Raw genomic sequence first — 18,031 nt, forward strand, 5'->3', positions numbered from 1 at the left:
AAGTTATCACAGGCGGCCGGCCATTTTCAAACCCGCCGAAAAGAACAATTCCGGTCCTTGAAAAAAGCGTCGGCTTGGGATATAAAAAGGCAGATCGAATGAAATCCGGACAGGGTTGATATGAATCATATCTCCATTTGGCTCAGGAATATTTATTTCAACGGGAAAACCGGGCTTCTGATTTTCAAATCGGGCGAGATCTCCAAGAAGTTCTTTTTTCAAAAGGGCCGCCTGGTTCATGTGAAAACCAATCTGGCGGAGGAGAGACTGGGAAACATCCTGTTCCGGCTGGGCATGATCACTCGGGAAAAACAGGAGACGCTCGACCGGGATCTTTCGCCCAACCGGGCGCTCGGCGAGGTTCTTGTCGGCAGCGGGGTGATTACACCCAGGGATCTCGATGAAGCGTTGGTCGCTCAGATGAAAGAAGTGGTGATGAATACCTTTCCTTTCTATGATGCGGATTTTGTGTTTCATCCTCAGGACATTTCTCCCACGGATGGGGAAGAGTCCGGGCCGGATATGCCCGGTCTGATCGAGTCCGGGATCCGAGGTATGCCTTATCATGAAGCTTTGCCGGCGTTTTTAGCCGGAAAAGTTTTTTCCGTGAAAAGCCGGGACTTGGCCCGTCTGCTCCCGCCGGAAGACATCGGGCTTCTGGACCTTTTCAACGGACAGGCAACCGCTGAAACCGTCAGAGCCGGAACCGGCATGGATCCGGAACTTTTCTGGCGTCGGCTTTTGATCTTCTATTGTCTCGATCTGGTCGACGCTCAGAAGGGAGAGACGACATTCTTCCAGACCGCGGATTTCGAGCCGCCCGCTCCTGAAGTCCGAGAATCCTCAAATGACAGAGATCTGATCGCCGAAATCCTGGCTTTCCGCGGCAAGATTGCGGCCCTGAATTATTACCGGATTCTCGGAGTTCCCCGAAACGCCACGGAACAGGACATCAAAAAAGCCTATTTCCACCTGGCCCGGAAGTATCATCCGGATCGCCTGGGTCCGGAGCTGTCGGCCGATTACCGGCGCCAGATCGACGACATCTTCCAAACGATCACCACGGCCTATAAAACGCTTGTCGGGCGGGACACCCGCCGGGCCTACGACGGCAAGATGAACATCCCGGCCTCGGAAACCGAGGATGTCCAGGCCGGCCAGAAGCGGGCGGATGTCAAGTTCCGCCAGGGAAAAACCCTCTACAACCAGGGGCGCTATGAAGAGGCGGCGATTCTTCTTGAAGAGGCGGTGAGGCTGAAAAAGGACAAGGGCGATTTTTTCCTGCTGCTGGCGCTGACTCAGAACCGCCTGCCCGGACAAGGCCGGAAAGCCGAAGTCAATTTTCTGAAAGCCATCGCCCTCGAACCCTGGAATCCCGAAGGCTATGTCGGCCTGGGATATCTCTACAAAAAGGAAGACATGACGATCAAGGCTCTGCGACAGTTTCAGAAGGCCGTTGAGCTGGATCCCGATCACAGAACGGCCGTTCACGAAGTGGAATTTCTTGGCGGCAATCAGCGAAAAAAGAAGCTGTTCGGAGTCCTGCCGCTGGATCTCTTCAAGAAATCCGGAAAAACCCCCTAGCCGGCGAATTATTTCGGAATTTGGAGGAGTTCCAGAAACTCCGCCTCGCCGATCACCGGAATGCCGAGACGGCGCGCCTTGTCCAGCTTCGATCCCGGGGATTCTCCCGCAACGACGCGGGTCGTTTTCGCCGTGACGGCTGAGGCCGTCTCTCCCCCCCGTTTGCGGATGGCTGCCGCGGCTTCTTCCCGGGTCATATCGCTCAAAGTTCCGGTCAGGACGAAGATTTCTCCGTCCAGGGGACCCGGCTGCCTTTCCCCAAGGGATGTCTGAGAGGAAAAATTGACACCGGCCGAACGAAGTCTTTCGATCAGCTCCCGGTTTTCCGGCTGCCGGAAGAAAAAACGCACGCTTTCCGCAACTTTCGGTCCGATATCCTCGACGGCCTCGAGATCCGCGGTTTCGGCTGCAATCAGAGTATCGAGGGTTCCGAATCGGCAAGCCAGGATCTGAGCCAGCCTTTCGCCCACGTGGCGGATCCCCAGGCCGAAAATCAGCCGGGGCAGGTCCCGCGTCGTGGAAGTGCGGATTCCGGCGAGGAGATTTTCCGAACTCCGCGGTCCCATGCGTTCGAGGCCGGTCAGATCGTCCAACTCCAGGCGATAGAGGTCGGGAAGAGACTTGACCATCCCTGCGGCGAGGAGCTGGTCGACCAGAGCTTCGCCGAGTCCTTCGATATCCATGGCCCGACGCGAAGCGTAATGCAGAATGGACTCGCGAAGCCTGGCCGGGCATGAAGGATTGATGCAGCGGGAGATGATTTCGCCCTCGGGCTTGAAAATTTCCGTTTCGCAGACCGGGCAGAGGGACGGCCAGGAAAAAGGCCTCTCTCCGCCCGTTCGTCTCTCCCGCATGACCGAAACGACGCGGGGGATGACGTCGCCGCTTCTCTCGACGAGAACGACGTCGTTGACGCGGATGTCTTTCCGGCGGAGTTCCTCCTCGTTGTGAAGCGTGGATCGGGAGACCGTCGTCCCTGAAATGACGACGGGTTCCAACAGGGCGACCGGCGTCAGGGCACCCGTGCGTCCGACCTGGACGACGATGTCGAGGACTCGGGTTGTGGCCTGGCGGGCCGGAAATTTGTAGGAGACGGCCCACCGCGGAGACTTGGCCGTTGTCCCGAGCTTCCGTCTCTGATCGGCCGAGTCGACTTTGACCACAATGCCGTCGGATTCGTAATCGAGGTCGTCCCGCCGGTCCGTCCACTCCCGATAGAAGGCGATGACCTCGTCGATTCCCGGACAAAAGCTGGAGTGGGGGTTGGTCTTGAATCCGAGATCCCGGAGACGCTGCAGACTGTCCCTTTGGAATGGGGGTTCGCCGCCGTCTGTAAAAAGGGTGTAAGTGAAGATGTCGAGCCCCCGGGCCGCCGTTTCCCGGGGGTCGAGAAGACGCACCGATCCCGCAGCGGCATTCCTCGGATTGGCGAACGCAGGCTCTCCCCTGTCTTCCCGCTCACGGTTGATTTTGCGGAAGGCGGCGAAGGACAGGAAAACCTCCCCTCGGACTTCGAGGGGATGGTGTTCGGAGACGGACAGGGGAAGGGATCGGATGGTCCGGATGCCGGCCGTCACATCATCGCCGCGGGTTCCGTCGCCGCGGGTTACGGCGCGGAGAAAGCGCCCGGAGTCATAGATCAGCGATATCCCGATGCCGTCGATCTTGAGTTCGCAGACATAGGCCACGGTCTCTCCGGGAAGGAGCTTCTTGACCCGTTCGTCGAAGTCGCGCAACCCCTGCTCTTCATAGCAGTTTTCGATGCTGAGCATGGGCCGTGCATGGGCCACGGTGGGAAAGCCGTCCACGGGCTTTTCGCCGATCCGGCGGGTGGGAGATTCGGGATCGGCGTGCTCGGGATGGCGCTCCTCCAGATCCCGGAGTTCCTTCATCAGGGCATCGAACTCGGTATCCGAGATCTGGGGATCGTTGTCGACGTAGTATTTTTTCTCGTGGTAGGAGATCATCCGGCGCAACTCGGCGATACGCTCGGCGGTCTGGCGCGGCGAGGGATTCGTCTTCACGGCCCTTTCCGGGCGCCGGCTCGCCCTGTCAGGCTACTTGACGCCCAATCTCTTTTTTGTGTCCGCGATCAATGAGTTGAACTTGTCGACGGCCGCCTTCTGGGCCGCTTCCAACTTCTGGATGGCCGCTTTCTGGGCCTCGATGTTTTCCGTAATGTTTTGGATGGCCCTTTTGTCGGCCGCCGTCAGCTCTTCATCGGACTTATCTCCGAACCTCTTGTTGTAATCCGCGGTGATCTCGTTCAGATAGGCGACCTTCTCCTGCATTTCCTTGATGTTTTCGTTGTAACGCAGGTCCTTGTTGGCCGTGAAAAACAGGCTTTCCGCGAGACTCATGGCCTGTTTGGACTGGGAAGGATAGAGGAAACTGGCTTCCAGGAGATAGCGGACGGCCTCTTCGGCCTGGCGGGAGTCGGTTTTGGCTTTCCGGGCCAGGATGATGCCGATGTTGTAGGCCAGCTCTCCGGTTCTCTTCTTGGCGTAGGATTCCTTGAACAGGGGCAGGGCTTCGTCCTGCTTGCCGGCCCGGAGGAGAGTCAGGGCCAGCATGGTTCCGGCTTCATGATCCTTGGAGACGGAATACGCGGCGCGAAAAGCTCTTTCGGCATCGGCATAGTTTTTGCCGTCGTAAAGGATCTTGGCGGTCTTCTTGAGCGCGGCCAGGATCTGGGGGTTTTTGAGGAGTCCGTAGGCGTTGACGTAGGCGTCGACGGCGCCTTTGAAGTCCTTGGCTTTCTCCATGGCCTGACCCTGGGCGAAATGACCGGCGCCCATAATGGCCGTCCACTGGGCGGCCTCGGAAGGCTCCTTGTCCTTGTTGGCGCGTCCAACGGCGACGGCCGCACCGGCATGAGCCTGAGCTTTGTCCAGATTTTGTCCCGACTCGCTATAAAGCCCGGACAGGGTCAGCAGAACCTGGACCTTGGTCAGGTCGTCGAGTCCCTTGAATGTCAGGGCTTTTTCGCCGTACTCGATGCTTTCCTTGGCCGACTTGGTCGGGCAGGGCGTCAGACAAAGGTGAGCATAGGCGAAATTTTCGTATTGGGAGCCCTTACCGCCGTGTTTGGCGATAAAATCTTTAAGGCCCTGAACCTTTTTGCAGGGATCACTTTCCGTCATGGCCTTGATGTAGTCTTCGTCGGCCTGGTTCTGGGCACTGAGAAAAGGCGCCGCCGCAAGTGCCAGGACTATGAGGGTCACGATCGTTTTTTTCATACGCCACCTCGCGCGAATATTTCAGGCATGATAGCCTGTAAAAAAGCAAATGTCAACATGCCCTTTACCATTATACAGCAAGAGCCATGCCAACATCACTAAAACGATTTTGCATATCCGATGCTTCCTGTCCTATAATGGCCGGCGATGAGGGGTCTTGAGCTTCTGGAAGCCCTGTTGAAGAACAAGGCGGGACTTCGGCCTCGCCGCAACGTGCCGCTCTGCCGATATTCATGGTTCCGCATCGGAGGCAAAGCGGATCTTTTTCTCGAGGCCGGGTCGATCTCGGAATTGACTCATGCCGTCGTGTCGGCGCGCCGAGCGGGTGTCCCTTATTACATTATCGGATCGGGGAGCAATATGCTTTTCGACGACCGGGGATACCGGGGCCTTGTCGTTCAGAACTCCGCATGCAGCATCCGGTTCGGAGCGGACGAGGAAAGTCTGGAGATCGAGTCCGGAGCGCCGCTGGCCGGGATTCTTCAATGGGCGGCGAAACATAACCTGGCCGGCCTGGAGTTCCTGGCCGGAATCCCCGGAACCGCCGGAGGGGCTTTCTATTCCAATGCCGGAGCTTTCGGCCGGTGCATCGCTGAGGTGGTCGAATACGGAGAGGTTTTGGATCTTCAGGGGGAAAAGGGGAGAATGTCTCCGGAGGCGTTCTCTTTCGGATACCGGTTTTCCGCCCTCCAGAAGCATCATGCCGTGCTTCTCGGCGCCGGGCTCCGCCTAGCCAAAGGCGACGGAAAAAGCATCCGTGCCGCCTTAACCGGCCATATGCGGGAGCGCCGGGCGAAACATCCGCCACGGGGAACGGCCTGTGCCGGAAGCTATTTCAAGAACCCGCCGGGAGATGCCGGCCGACGGGTTCCGGCCGGACAACTTCTCGAAAGATCCGGCGCCCGCGGCCTCAAAGTCGGGGATGCGGCGGTTTCCGACATCCACTGCAATTTCATCGTCAATCTCGGCCGGGCGAAAGCCGGAGATGTCCTCATACTCGCCGAGGAACTCCGGGACAGAGTGTTCCGGACCTGTGGGATTCTTCTCGAGGAAGAGGTCATTTATCTTCGAGAAGACGCATCAATGCCCTGACCGTCCGGACGGGAAGCTGTGCCTTCGCCGTGCGGTCAAGGCCGCGAAGCGCCAGGCCGATATAGAGATCGCGGATGCCGGGTTCGCGGACAAGGGCGGCCAGATGGGCTTCGACGGTTCGGATATCGCCGCGGACGACGGGTCCTGTCAGGGCCTCGCGGGGGCCAATTTTTTTTACATTCTGTAAAGTTCTTTCGGCCAGGGGAAAAAGAATATCGGCCGCCTGTCGCGGATTGAACCCGGCTTCCTGCATCAAAACGGCGGCGGCGTCCAGGAGCGACGTCATTCCCCCCGAAGCCAGGTGACAGGCGGCATGGTAGAGGGCCTTGTGCTTCGGTTGTAGCGTCAAGATCCTGCCGCCGAGCCGCCGGGCGATTCGGCGGCCGAGATCGACGGCGGCGGCGTCTCCCTCCAAGACGAACGTGACGCCGCGAAAAGAGCCCGGTGCGGCGTCTTTTCTTGGGAAAGTCTGGGCCGGGTGAAACGAGGCCGTCAGCGCGCCCTTGGCCTTGAGGGGAGCCAGGACATCGGCGGCAAGAAGCCCGCTTGTATGAAAAACGGTTTTGCCCTTCCAATCGGAGAGGGTTGAGGCGAGCTTCCTAACCTGAGGGGCCAGAGCGTCGTCCGGAAGACAGAGAAAAACGACCTCGGCTGCGGCCGCGGCCCGGGCCGGCGAGGTCGTCGCCCGGGCGCCCCCGATGAGCCGGGCGCTTTCCCGGGCCGAGGGCCGGTTCCGGCAGGACACCGCGGCTACATCGAATCCTTTGGCGGCTATGGCGACACCCAGTGTCGTGCCGAGGCGGCCCGCGCCGACAACGGCGACCCGTGTCATGACGATTTCCTTTTTCTCGAGAAAAGCTCTTCCCAAAGCCGCTGTTCAACCGGTGTCGGCGGCGTTTCGGTTTTTTCGAGTTCCCGGGCCTTGCGGCCTTCCTTGAGCGCGGCGCGGACGAGCCGGATAAACTCGGGTGCGGTCAGTCCGGCGAAGCCTCGATTTCGTGCCGTGTCCCGAATTTCGCGGTCGGAGCTGACGACCACAAACCCCTTCTTGTCCTTTTCCCGGGAAATGAGGTTGTTGATCAGGGAATCGGCATCGGCGTCGTCTCCCGGATGGAGAACGAGAAACCGGGCATTGATTTCCCGGCGCAGCGGGAAGACGGCCGGCCGGTCGTCGAAGACCAGAACGATTTTCTTGCGCCTGATTTTTTGAAACATCAGCAGCCGGCCGATCAGGGCCTCGCGACTTGAAGGGTCGTGGAGATCGAGATCGGGCCACTGGCCGATGAGATTGTTTCCGTCGATGAGAAAAGCCATGATCCCCGGGGTTTTCAACCCGGAGGCCAGGTCATCCGCCGGCCGCCGAGGATGTGGAAGTGGATATGAAAGACGTCCTGGCCCGAATCCCGGGCCGTGTTGAGGACGATCCTGAACCCGGATTCGCCGACGCCTCGATCCCGGGCGATGTCGCGTGCCCGGAGAAGAAGGGCGCCGAGAAGTGACATTTTGTCTTCGGGAATGTCGTTGAGCGAGGCATAGTGCGTCTTCGGAATGACCAGGACATGGACGGGGGCCTGAGGACGAATATCTTCGAAGGCCAGAATATCGGAGTCCTCATAGAGAATGCGGGCCGGGATCTTCCTCTCGATGATTTTACAGAAGATGCACGCGTCCATGACATCCTCCCTTTTCAGGATTTGATTCTCTCGATGCGGGCGCCGAGACGGCGCAGCTTGTCCTCGATTTTTTCGTAGCCGCGGTCGAGATGCTCGATTTCGTTGATGCGGGTTTCCCCGCCGGCGATCAGGCCGGCCAGAATCAGTGAAGCGGAAGCCCTGAGATCGGTGGCGATGACCTCGGCGCCCGACAGAGGAGTTTTTCCCTTGACGGTCGCCTTGTCTCCGTGGACCTCGATATTGGCGCCCAACCGGAGAAGCTCGTTGACGTGGGAAAACCTCCGGTCGAAAATGGTTTCGGTGATGATGGACGTTCCCTGGGCCTGAGTCATCAGAACCATGAACTGGGCCTGCATGTCGGTCGGAAATCCCGGATAGGGAGATGTCGTGACGTCCTGAGGTTTGATGGATGCGTTTCCGGCGACATGGAGGCCGTTGGCTTTGACCGGTTCGATGATCGTCCCCGAGGTGCGGAGTTTTTCGATGACGGTCGTCATATGGCGGGGATCGACGCCCGTCAGCAGAATGTCGCCCTGAGTCAAAGCTCCGGCGACGAGAAATGTCCCCGTTTCGATGCGGTCAGGGATGATGTCGTGGACGGCGCCGCCGAGTTCCCGGACCCCCTGAATGCGGAAAGTCTCCTCTTCGGGCCGGTCGATTCTGGCCCCCATTTTTACCAGAAGTTCCGCCAGGCTGACGACTTCCGGCTCGAGGGCGCAGTTCATCAGGATGGTTTCGCCCTTGGCCAGTGCGGCGGCCATGAGCAGGTTCTCCGTCCCGCCGACGGTCTTGCGCTCGAATTTGATGACGGCGCCGTGAAGGCGGTCGGCCCGGGCTTTGATGTAGCCGTGCTCGAGACTGATGGATGCGCCCATTTTTTGAAGTCCGGAGATATGGAGATCGATGGGCCGGGAACCGATGGCGCAGCCTCCGGGAAGCGCGACGACGGCTTTCCCATACCGGGCGAGAAGGGGTCCGAGAACAAGAATGGAGGCCCGCATGGCCCGGACGAGCTCATAGGCCGCTTCATCGGAGGAGATGTCGCGGACCTGAATGGTCAGGTCATTGCGGCGGATACCGGAACTTGCGCCCAGCTGTTTCATCAGAGTCAGGATTGTGGTGACGTCGGTCACCAGCGGGATGTTCCGAAGCCGGACTTTTTCGCTCGTCAACAGGCTGGCGGCGATTGCCGGCAGGACGGCGTTTTTCGAGCCGCTGATCCGGATTTTTCCCTTGAGACGGAGGTCCTGACGGCCGAAGATTCTGATGGATTCCACGGGGGCATTGTATGCCACCCGCCCCCCAAAATCAATCCACCGGGGCTGTGCGTGAAAAGAGCCGGGATTTTTGCCTTCTTTACTATACCCGGCTCTTTTCACCCTACGGGCGAGCCGATCTCACCATTCCGGCTTCGTTGCACCTTTATGTCCCCCGCAAGGAGGCTTCCGCGGGGCGCACGTGTTTTAGAGTGCGTTGAGGGCCTGGTCGAGATCGGCGATGATGTCGTCGGGATCCTCGCCGCCCACGCAGAGCCGGATGAGCTGAGGCGGCACATCGGCCATCCTCCGGGCCTCCTCGCCCTGCTGGGAATGGGTGGAAATGGCGGGGATCGTGGCCACGCTCTTGATCCGGCCCAGATCAGTCGCCCGGTAGATGATCTTAAAGTTGTCGAAGGTCCGGCGGGCGTTTTCCGGCGGACCATCCACCCGGAAACTCATCAGGTGCCCGTAGCGGTTGACTTCGGGGCCGCCGCCCTCTCCGGAATCGACGAGTTTCAGGTAGTCCTTGGCGACGCCGTGCAGGGGAAAGCTCGGCAGGCCCAGGTAGTCCACCTGGTAGACCTTGGGATGGGTCTGGAGAAACTCGGCCACTTTCTGGCAGTTCCGGCTGACGAGGTCCATGCGGGACCGCAGGGTGCGCAGGTCGTTCAGGGCCAAAAAGGCATTGAACGGCGATGCCGCCGGCCCGTTGTCCCGGTAGGGCCAGAATTTGACATATTCGGCGAAGCTCTCCTTGAACATCGGGTCGTCGTTCTTCACCCGGGTCGTGATCGGTTTCCGGCTGATGAGGGCTCCCCCGATGGCCGTTCCTCCCGAGGTGACCGATTTGGTCAGGGAGTGGACGACGATGTCGGCGCCGTGAGCGATGGGCCGCATGAGGGCCGGCGTGGCGCAGGTGGCGTCGACGATCAGAGGAATGCCGTGGCTGTGGGCGAGTTCGGCCAGGGAGCGGATGTCGCAGAACGACTGCTGAGGATTGCTCGGCGCTTCCATGTAAAGAAACCGCGTGTCGTCGTCGATCCGGGCCGCCCACTCGGACAGGTCTTCGGGATTAAGGATCCAGCGGACCTCGATGCCCCGTTCCTTCATTTTGCGAACGGCGAACTGCATGTAAGTGCCGCCGTATACTTGGATGGAGGAGACGAAATTGATCCGTTCGGGTCCCTCCTTCTGTTTGACCAGAAGAGGATCGACGGCGGCCTGGATGGCTCCCATCCCGGAGGCGGTGACCACGCAGGACGTGTCCTGCCCGGTTCCGTATCCTTCCAGAAGAGCCAGAAGCCATTCCAGGTAATACGTTGTGGGATTGGCGATGCGGGTGTAGCACCAAGTCGGGATGAGATAGGTGAGCGCCGCTTCGAGTTCATCGGCGTCGCGGTAGCCCTGGGATGTCGACAGGTAAAGAGGCTCGATGATCGCCCCCTGATTGAGCTCCAAGGCTTCTTCGACGGTATAGAGACCGTGGACGGCGATGGTGTCGAATTTCATGCCTTTCATGCGCTGCAGTGCGGCGGCCTTGCGCTCCAGAATCTTTTTGGCATCCTCAACGTACTTCTGGACTCCGGGCTTTCGCCGGGGGCTGGATGTCATGATGGTCCTCCCTTGGGATTGTGTTTATGGATAGGCCGGATTTGGCTGGAGACATGATGATTATCAGCCGGAAATCCAGGATACATGGAACGGCGGCGTGGAGTCAAGGTCGCCGGATTCATTTGGAAACGGGGCAGCGATGGATGGTCAACATGTCCGAGAGAAGAGAGAAGCCCGTCTCGAGCCGTCCGGCGCCCGCACCCTGAATGGTGACCTGACCCAGGATATCCGTTTCGACGGTCAGGGCATTCCGGGCGCCCATGACGCCCGTCAAGGGATCGGATAGGGGAAGTTTGACCGGCGAGACTCCGGCGGTCACGCGGCCGTTTTCTTTTTTCGCCCGGGCGATGAGCTTGTATCGGAATCCCTCGGCTTTCGCGGCGGCGACGGCCTCACGCGTGATTTTGGAAATGCCCTCGCAGTCCACGTCGTCGATTTTCAGGTCTCCGCCGAGAATGACATTGGAAAGGATGACGATTTTGGCCAGGGCATCGTGTCCCTCGACGTCGGCCGTGGGGTCGGCCTCGGCGTAACCGGCGTCCTGGGCGAGTTTGAGGGCCGGAGCATAATCCATGCCCTCGTCCTCCATTTTGCTCAGGATAAAATTTGTGGTGCCGTTCAGGATGCCCCGGACTTCGAGAACGCGGTTTCCGGCCAGTCCGCCTTCAAAGAGATTGAAAACCGGAGTTCCGCTCATGACGGTGCCTTCGATCCGGAAATGAATGCGGTTTTTTGCGGCGAGATCGGCCAGTTCTCGGTAATGCAAAGCCGCGGGGCCCTTGTTCGATGTGACGACGTGTTTCCCGGTGCGAAGAGCTTTTTTAATGTAGCTCGTCGCGGGCTCGGCCGTGCGGATATCCGTATAGGTGATTTCCGCGATGATATCGGCCTCAACCTGTTCGATCATGTCCAGGGGTTCCCGGCTGTCTTCGGATATTTTCCCGCCGTTTTTCAGGGTTTCCAGCAGAGAGGGGATGTCGAGGCCTTCGGGATCGACCGCCGATCCCTTCAGCTTGTCCGTGACGGCGACCAACCGGGGCTCGAAGTCGAAAACGTCCCGAAGATGGTCCTTCCGGGTACTGAGAATCTCGAGAAGACCTTGTCCGACCGTGCCGCAACCGATGAGTCCGATCTTGTATTCCATCGTTTCAACTCCTCCCTGGTCGATTTGCGATTTGCCTTATCAATATAACCCAAGTCCCGGCGGGAGGCAATCGCGGAAACAGCCTGAAAAAATCTTCAGATATCGCTTGAGTCGGGCGGCTTTTCGGCATTAAGATAAAGCCATCAGGTTTGCGGATAGGAGGAATGTCATGAAGAGAAGAACTGCCGTCCTTACGGCCCTTGCCTTTGTCCTGGCTTTCGGATCGGCCGCCGTGCCGGCGGCGATGGAGACGCCGAAGAAACTCAAGGTTTTCATTTCCGTCGATATGGAAGGGGTGGCCGGTGTCATCCACTGGGACGATGTGAGCCGCGACGGTCAGGATTACGGCCTGTTCCGCCGTCTGATGACGTTGGAAACCAACGCCGCCGTGGAAGGGGCTCTGGCGGCCGGAGCGACCGAGATCGTTGTCCGCGACGCCCACGGCTCAGCCCGGAATATCCTGCCCGATCTCCTGCACCCCGAGGCCCGGCTCATTCGGGATTGGTCGGGGGGGCCTTTGAGCATGATGGAAGGCATCGACGACTCGTTTGATGCCGTCGTTTTTATCGGCTATCACGCCCGGGCCGGAACTCCGGACGCCGTTTTGAAGCACACCATGACCGGAACGCTCTTTGATGTCATTCTCAATGGAACAAGGATGCCCGAGGCGGGAATCAATGCCGCGATCGCCGGACATTTCGGAGTACCCGTTGTCCTGGTCGCCGGCGACACCGCCATCTGCCGGGAGGCGCGGGAGATCATCGGGCCCGTTGAAACCGTCGCCGTCAAGGAGGGCATCGGCACGGCCGCCCGCATGCTTCACCCGCAGAAGGCCCAGGAATTGATCAGGGAGAAAACGGCGGAGGCTCTCGGGCGCCGGGGTGAATTCCGGCCTTTCCGTCCCAAACCGCCCTACACCTTGGAGCTCGTTTTCACCAATGAGAATCTGGCCGCCAAAGCCGCCTGGATTCCCGGAGTGAAGAGAACGGCAGAAAGAGCGGTGGCCTTCACCTCCTCCGATTTGATGGAGATCCTGAAGTTCTTCCGCCTGGCTCGCCTCTAGCGATAGCGAGTCATGGAAGACTTGAGACACAGGTCCTGAAGAAAAGAAAAGGCCGCCCCTCCCGAAGGAAGGGCGGCCTTTGACGTTTTTCCCGATAAAGGGGGTTAGGCCGGCGGGTTCTTCTTGACGAACTCCTCAAGCCATCCCGTGGTGACGGATTTCGGCCTTTCGATGGGCAGGCCGAGGGCGCGGTCCCAGATGAGCTGGGCCAGGACGCCGAGGGCGCGGGACACGCCGAAGAACACCGTGTAGAAATCGAACTGCACGGCTCCGTAGTGATTGAGGAGAACGCCGGAGTGGGCATCGACGTTCGGCCAGGGGTTCTTGGTCTTGCCGTGCTTGGTCAGGACGTCGGGAGCGACTTCGTAAACCAGGCTGACGATCTTGAAGAGGTCATCATCGGGCAGGTGCTTCTGGGCGAATTCTCTCTGGGCGACATAGCGGGGGTCGGTCTTCCGGAGAACGGCGTGGCCGTAGCCGGGGATGACGCGTCCGCTGTTCAGAGTATCCCACATATACTTTTCGAGCTGGTCCTTGGTCGGAACGCCGCCGAGGTCTTTCATCAGGTCCATGATCCAAAGGAGAACTTCCTGGTTGGCCAGGCCGTGAAGCGGTCCGGCCAAGCCGTTCATGCCGGCGGACAGGGAGTAATAGGCGTCGGATAGGGCCGAGCCGACGAGGTGGGTCGTGTGGGCCGAGACGTTGCCGCCCTCGTGATCGCTGTGGATGACCAGGTAGAGCCGCATGAGTTCCTTGAAGGCCGGGTCGTCGGTGATGCCCAGCATGTGGGCCAGATTGCCGCCCCAGTCGAGCTTCGGATCAGGAGCGATATGCTTGTCATCCATGTACGTTCTGCGGAAAATGTAGGCGCAGATGTTGGGAAGCTTGGCCAGGAGGTTCATGACGTCTTCAAACGTGGCATCCCAGTAGTCCGTTTTGGCCATTTTTTCGCGATAGCGCTGGGCGAAGACCGATTCCTTCTGGAGCTGGAGGATGGCCAGTGAGAACTGGGTCATCGGGTGGGTGTCCTTCGGGACGGCGTTCATGAAGTCGATGAGATACTGAGGGAGTACACCGCGCTTCCGCCATTCTTCGGTGACGGCGGCGCAGTCTTCCTCCGTCGGGACTTCACCCATGAGGAGGAGATAGAAAATTCCCTCAGGCAGGGGTTCCTTGCCGCCGGGGGCCTTGGGGAGCTTTTCACGAAGCTCGGGGATGGTGAATCCGCGGAAACGGATGCCCTCAACCGGATCGAGGTGGGAACAGTCCCAAAGCATGGAAATAATGCCGCGAGCGCCGCCGATAACCTGGCCGACGTTGGCTTCGCTGACTTTGACGGTCCCGAATTCCTTGTTGAGCTTGCGGACGCGATCCTGCATCGGTCCGAGTTGGGCCGCAAATTTTTCTTTCAGGGATGGCATGAAACAGAACCTCCTAAATTGATTATAAGGGTGAGCTAAACCCTTCAAAAACCTTATATCACGCCGTTTGACTCCATGTCAATCTCTATCTCAATCCCTTCTCTTGATTTTCACCCCAATGACCGATATGCTTATCAGCGGTTTCTTAACGGCTGATTTGGTTGATTCCGGCGCCGCGGATCAAGGCGTCGATCGGACTTGAAACAAAGGAGAGAGCCGAAATGGGAGCTTTAGTCATCTTTCTTATCATCGTCGGCGGGGTGATTCTGTTTGCCGTCGGCATTTATAACAGTCTGGTCACCCTGCGGAACCGCTGCGAAAACGCCTGGTCCCAGGTGGATGTCCAGCTCCGGCGCCGTTACGACCTCATCCCCAACCTGGTCGAAACCGTCAAGGGCTATGCCAAGCACGAGCGCGAAGTTTTCGAGAAGGTCACCCAGGCCCGGAGCCAGGCCATCGGCGCCAAGACCGTGGGAGAACAGGGCCAGGCGGAGAACATGCTGACCGGCGCCCTGAAATCCCTTTTCGCCGTCTCGGAAAACTACCCCGATCTCAAGGCCAACCAGAATTTCCTGATGCTTCAGGAGGAACTGGCCGGAACCGAGGGCAAAATCGCCTATTCCCGGCAGTTCTACAACGACAACGTCATGAAATTCAACATGAAGCAGCAGGTCTTCCCTTCGAATCTCATCGCCGGGATGTTCGGTTTCAAACTGCGGGAATACTTCGAGATCGAAGAGCCCGCAGCGCGCGAACCGGTCAAGGTCAGCTTCTGACGCCGCTGAACGATTTTCCCGAAGCTGAAGATAGGATGCGGATCCCGGGGAAGCTGTTGAAGATCGGATTCCGACCCGGCCGTGAGTTTAGAAATCGGGGAATAGGGAATGTATGAACAGATAACCCGGAACAAGTGGAAATCATTCGCTCTGGTGCTGTTCTTCATGGCTTTCATCTTTCTCCTGGTTCTGGTGTTCCGTCTGGCCACGGGCTTCGAGGGCGGATGGGTGATCCCGGCGGTCGTCATCGCCACGGTGATGGCGGTCGGCGGCTATTACAACAGCGATAAGATCGTTCTGGCCATCAGCCGGGCCAAACCCGTAACCAAAGAGGAATACCCCTATCTGGCCAATGTTGTCGAAGGCCTGTCTATCGCAGCCGGGATTCCGGCGCCGCGATGCTATGTCATCCAGGATTCCGCACCCAATGCTTTCGCCACGGGACGAAACCCGAAGAACGCCGTCGTCTGCGTCACGACGGGTCTTCTCGAGAAGCTGAACCGGGTGGAACTCGAAGGCGTCATCGCCCACGAACTGTCCCACATTAAAAATTATGACGTCCTCCTGCAGACCGTGGTCGTCGTTATGGCGGGCGTCGTTGCCCTTTTAAGCGACTGGATTCTCCGCAGTTTTCTCTGGGGCGGCCGCCGAAGAGGCCGCAGCCGCAGCGGGGGCAAGGCCGACGCCGTGTTCATCGCCGCCGGACTTGCTCTGGCTCTCCTGGCGCCGGTTGTCGCCAAGATCATCCAGCTGGCCGTGTCCCGAAAAAGGGAATATCTGGCCGATGCGAGCGCCGCCCTCATGACGCGATATCCTCCGGGTCTGGCCTCGGCTCTGAGAAAAATCTCCGCCGATGCCGAACCTCTCAAGGCGGCGAACAAAGCCACGGCCCACCTTTACATCGTCAACCCGCTCCGAAACACGAAGGGCTTTGCCAACAAGCTTTTCAGCACGCATCCGCCGATTGAGGAGCGGATCGCCGCCCTCGAAAAAATGTAACTCATGGCCGGGGCTGTGCGTTAAAAGAGCCGGGTATTAACTTCTTCTCTTATTCCGGCTCTTTTAACCCTTCGGGCGAGCCGATCTCACCACATCGATTTCGTCCCGGCCTGCTCGACGTAGCTGAACTACGCCTGCGCAGTCCGAGACTCATCGCTGCGGCAACCTCGACTCGCGCACAGCCCCGGCGCCTCGGCTGTGCGGAAGAAGCGCTGAATTTTCTCTTTTCTTACAGCGCTTCTTCCCCTACGGGCGAGCCGATCTCACCACATCGATTTCGTCCCGGCCTGCTCGACGTAGCTGAACTACGCCTGCGCAGTCCGAGACTCATCGCTGCGGCAACCTCGACTCGCGCACAGCCCCGACACTTGATTTTTAAGAATGGAGTGGATATAATTTCCGAGCCTTTCGGCAGTGCTGCGGGGCCGTAGTTCAGTTTGGTTAGAACGCTGGCCTGTCACGCCAGAGGTCGCGAGTTCAAGTCTCGTCGGCCCCGCCACTTTAATCCTTCCCCTCTTCGGATTCATTCAAAGGCCTGCGAGTTTGACAACTCTCGCGGCCATTCCCTATAATGACATTGTGAAAGGAGTTGGGGGCGAACTGGTTTCGACGGAGGCAATGAGTCGGAAGCCGCACGCCGAGGTCCCACCCACCTCGTTAATCCGGTGGACAAACAACTAACTGCAGAACCTTTCGCAGTCGCTGCTTAATTAGAGCAGCCGTTTTCCGGGATCTCTCCCGCGGGTCCCGGAAAGCGCCGACCAGCGGGATAGCGAACCGGATCCGCCCCGATACCGGCTAGCGAAGTTAATGGGGCTGGCTGCGCGGCCGCCTTCCTTTTCGGGGACCGCGCGGCGAGATAAACGAAAAGGATAAGCGTGTAGACGTTTCACGGCGAATGTCTTCGGACGCGGGTTCGATTCCCGCCGCCTCCACCATGGATTTCAATGATGTTGAGAATACGCCCGGTCGCTCTGATCGCCGCCGCAACGGCGTTCTTTTCGTTTTTCGGCGTCCCTGCCGCCGCGGCCCAATCGAGGGCCGCCTTGAGGCTGGCCGTCAAGGATTATCCCACATTCAGCCGGGCGACCCTGTCCGCCTCTTTCCCGCTGGCCTACACCCTTGAAAAGAAAGGGGCGTCCGTCATCGTTCACATCGAAACCCGGTCTTCATTCCGCGTTCAGAGAGAACCCCCTCAAAGCCGGTTCATCAAGTCCGTGAGTTGGGCCAAGGAGACAAAGGGCTACAGGGTCATGATCGACACACTTGACGAACGCTTTCATGTCGACCACTATGCCTTGAACAATCCCTATCAAATCGTCATCGAGGTGAGACGGGAGGCCGAGCGGCTCACTCCGGAAATCGAGACGGAGGACGCCCCCCCCGTATTGGAAACCATCGATAAGACTGCCGCCGCAGAGGAAAAGGACCCTCCCGTTGTGGATGCCGCCGTTCCCGAACGATCTCCGGCCGTTCCGACCCGGGAACGGATGAGGACCATTGTCATCGATCCCGGGCATGGGGGCATGGAAGCCGGAGCCAGAGGCCGGTTCGGGGCCCTGGAAAAGGATGTGACCCTGGGAATCGGCCTCAAGCTCAAGGCGGCGATCGAGAAGTCTCTGGCCTTCCGGGTCTTCATGACCCGGGAGCGGGATGTCGAGGTCTCGCTCGAGAACCGTTCGGCTCTGGCCAACACGCATAACGCCGATCTTTTCGTCAGCATTCACGCCAACAGCTCGCGCCGGAATAATGCTCAGGGATCGGAGACGTTTTTCCTGAGCCTGAACGCCACGGACGAAGAGGCGCGCCGTCTGGCATACCTTGAAAACAACGCCGGAGCCATCGAAGAGCAGGTCGATCACGGCAGCCTTGACGACATCAAAATGATTCTCTGGGACATGGCCCAATCCTCTTACATCAAGCAAAGCAGCCGGCTGGCCGAAATCATTCAGGGGGAATTGAACAGTCTTCTCGGCACTCTGAATCGCGGCATCAAGCAGGCGCCGTTCAAGGTGTTGACCGGCGTCGCCTGTCCGGCCGTGCTTGTGGAGGTGGCGTTCATTTCCAACCCCGAGGAAGAGAAAAAACTGGTCAGCGACAATTTCCAGCAGAGCGTGGCGGAGGCGATTCTCCGCGGAATCGTGAAGTATCTCCAGATGTATTCCTGACG

The 18,031-nt window shown here is 59.0% G+C and carries 16 protein-coding genes, 1 tRNA gene and 1 other RNA gene; 8 read left to right on the top strand and 10 right to left on the bottom strand.

The features are described from left to right. Positions 1–6 precede the first annotated feature (6 nt). Positions 7–477: a hypothetical protein gene (locus SCM96_05745; GenBank protein MDW7760124.1), complete on the bottom strand. Its 471-nt coding sequence runs from the start codon at positions 475–477 to the stop codon at positions 7–9. 78 nt (positions 478–555) lie between these two features. Between SCM96_05745 and SCM96_05750 the strand changes: the two genes are divergently transcribed. Continuing rightward, the gene (locus SCM96_05750; GenBank protein MDW7760125.1) at positions 556–1,584 is read left to right on the top strand and encodes a J domain-containing protein; all 1,029 of its coding nucleotides are present in this window, start codon (positions 556–558) and stop codon (positions 1,582–1,584) included. An 8-nt stretch (positions 1,585–1,592) separates the two neighbouring features. Here the strand turns inward: SCM96_05750 and ligA are convergent, their stop codons facing one another. Together ligA and SCM96_05760 are read right to left on the bottom strand one after the other, a co-directional pair. Further along, positions 1,593–3,608: an NAD-dependent DNA ligase LigA gene (ligA, locus tag SCM96_05755; protein ID MDW7760126.1), complete on the bottom strand. Its 2,016-nt coding sequence runs from the start codon at positions 3,606–3,608 to the stop codon at positions 1,593–1,595. A 33-nt stretch (positions 3,609–3,641) separates the two neighbouring features. Next, on the bottom strand, positions 3,642–4,823 hold the full coding sequence (locus SCM96_05760) for a hypothetical protein (protein ID MDW7760127.1): 1,182 nt from the start codon (positions 4,821–4,823) through the stop codon (positions 3,642–3,644). 147 nt (positions 4,824–4,970) lie between these two features. Between SCM96_05760 and murB the strand changes: the two genes are divergently transcribed. Then, positions 4,971–5,915, top strand: a complete 945-nt coding sequence (gene murB / locus SCM96_05765; protein ID MDW7760128.1) for a UDP-N-acetylmuramate dehydrogenase — start codon at positions 4,971–4,973, stop codon at positions 5,913–5,915. On the opposite strand, the gene SCM96_05770 is transcribed toward murB, so the two are convergent. From SCM96_05770 to SCM96_05795, 6 genes are all read right to left on the bottom strand, one after another. Continuing rightward, positions 5,881–6,747: a Rossmann-like and DUF2520 domain-containing protein gene (locus tag SCM96_05770; protein MDW7760129.1), complete on the bottom strand. Its 867-nt coding sequence runs from the start codon at positions 6,745–6,747 to the stop codon at positions 5,881–5,883. The two genes, murB and SCM96_05770, sit on opposite strands and share 35 nt — an antisense overlap. Beyond that, positions 6,744–7,247 (bottom strand): NYN domain-containing protein, encoded by a 504-nt coding sequence (locus tag SCM96_05775; GenBank protein ID MDW7760130.1) that lies wholly within the window; start codon positions 7,245–7,247, stop codon positions 6,744–6,746. Before SCM96_05775 ends, SCM96_05770 begins: the two co-directional genes overlap by 4 nt. Next, positions 7,244–7,588: a histidine triad nucleotide-binding protein gene (locus tag SCM96_05780; protein MDW7760131.1), complete on the bottom strand. Its 345-nt coding sequence runs from the start codon at positions 7,586–7,588 to the stop codon at positions 7,244–7,246. Before SCM96_05780 ends, SCM96_05775 begins: the two co-directional genes overlap by 4 nt. A 14-nt stretch (positions 7,589–7,602) precedes the next feature. After that, positions 7,603–8,865: a UDP-N-acetylglucosamine 1-carboxyvinyltransferase gene (gene murA, locus SCM96_05785; protein MDW7760132.1), complete on the bottom strand. Its 1,263-nt coding sequence runs from the start codon at positions 8,863–8,865 to the stop codon at positions 7,603–7,605. Positions 8,866–9,051: 186 nt separating this feature from the next. Continuing rightward, positions 9,052–10,458, bottom strand: a complete 1,407-nt coding sequence (locus SCM96_05790; GenBank protein ID MDW7760133.1) for a PLP-dependent transferase — start codon at positions 10,456–10,458, stop codon at positions 9,052–9,054. Between the two features lie 118 nt (positions 10,459–10,576). Then, complete coding sequence (locus SCM96_05795; GenBank protein MDW7760134.1) at positions 10,577–11,602, bottom strand: homoserine dehydrogenase; 1,026 nt, start codon at positions 11,600–11,602, stop codon at positions 10,577–10,579. A 169-nt stretch (positions 11,603–11,771) separates the two neighbouring features. Here SCM96_05795 and SCM96_05800 point away from each other — a divergent pair, with 169 nt between their 5' ends. Then, the gene (locus tag SCM96_05800) at positions 11,772–12,665 is read left to right on the top strand and encodes a M55 family metallopeptidase (GenBank protein MDW7760135.1); all 894 of its coding nucleotides are present in this window, start codon (positions 11,772–11,774) and stop codon (positions 12,663–12,665) included. Positions 12,666–12,769: 104 nt separating this feature from the next. Here SCM96_05800 and SCM96_05805 read toward each other — a convergent pair whose 3' ends face one another. After that, on the bottom strand, positions 12,770–14,086 hold the full coding sequence (locus SCM96_05805; GenBank protein ID MDW7760136.1) for a citrate (Si)-synthase, eukaryotic: 1,317 nt from the start codon (positions 14,084–14,086) through the stop codon (positions 12,770–12,772). A 221-nt stretch (positions 14,087–14,307) separates the two neighbouring features. On the opposite strand from SCM96_05805, the gene SCM96_05810 reads away from it, so the two are divergent. The 5 genes from SCM96_05810 (at position 14,308) to SCM96_05830 (ending at position 18,029) form a co-directional block, all read left to right on the top strand. After that, positions 14,308–14,862 (top strand): LemA family protein, encoded by a 555-nt coding sequence (locus SCM96_05810; GenBank protein ID MDW7760137.1) that lies wholly within the window; start codon positions 14,308–14,310, stop codon positions 14,860–14,862. Positions 14,863–14,970: 108 nt separating this feature from the next. Further along, positions 14,971–15,861, top strand: a complete 891-nt coding sequence (locus SCM96_05815; protein ID MDW7760138.1) for a M48 family metallopeptidase — start codon at positions 14,971–14,973, stop codon at positions 15,859–15,861. Between the two features lie 421 nt (positions 15,862–16,282). After that, positions 16,283–16,360 (top strand) — tRNA-Asp (locus tag SCM96_05820). A gap of 92 nt (positions 16,361–16,452) precedes the next feature. After that, positions 16,453–16,799, top strand: a transfer-messenger RNA (tmRNA) gene (gene ssrA, locus SCM96_05825). Between the two features lie 12 nt (positions 16,800–16,811). Then, on the top strand, positions 16,812–18,029 hold the full coding sequence (locus SCM96_05830; protein ID MDW7760139.1) for an N-acetylmuramoyl-L-alanine amidase: 1,218 nt from the start codon (positions 16,812–16,814) through the stop codon (positions 18,027–18,029). Positions 18,030–18,031: the final 2 nt, after the last annotated feature.

It is taken from the genome of Acidobacteriota bacterium, assembly GCA_033549365.1.
Lineage (GTDB): Bacteria > Acidobacteriota > Aminicenantia > Aminicenantales > Saccharicenantaceae > JAWSUF01.